Raw genomic sequence first — 344 nt, forward strand, 5'->3', positions numbered from 1 at the left:
ACAATTTTCTGCATAACCAACCTGAAATAGACGTTATTCGTCCTGAGTTTTCAACAGCCTGGTATCCGAAAAATGATTAATCGCATCGTATCGTTTTTTATATTATGTCTGGTGTTATGCATCCCCCTATGCGTAGCGTACTTTCACTCTGGTGAACTGATGATGAGGTTCGTTTTCTTCTGGCCGTTTTTTATGTCTATTATGTGGATTGTTGGCGGCGTCTATTTCTGGGTCTATCGTGAACGCCACTGGCCGTGGGGAGAAAACGCACCAGCCCCCCAGTTGAAAGATAATCCGTCTATCTCCATTATCATTCCCTGTTTTAATGAGGAGAAAAACGTTGA

General features: G+C 42.7%; 1 protein-coding gene. It reads left to right on the top strand.

Features of this window, described 5'->3' with window-relative positions; all coding sequences use genetic code 11:
• Positions 1-159: 159 nt before the first annotated feature.
• The coding region (locus LZP73_RS19525) for a hypothetical protein (protein WP_326490369.1) at positions 160-344 on the top strand (185 nt) is incomplete at its 3' end.

It is taken from the genome of Shewanella sp. AS16, from assembly GCF_021412365.1.
Taxonomy (GTDB): domain Bacteria; phylum Pseudomonadota; class Gammaproteobacteria; order Enterobacterales; family Shewanellaceae; genus Shewanella; species Shewanella salipaludis.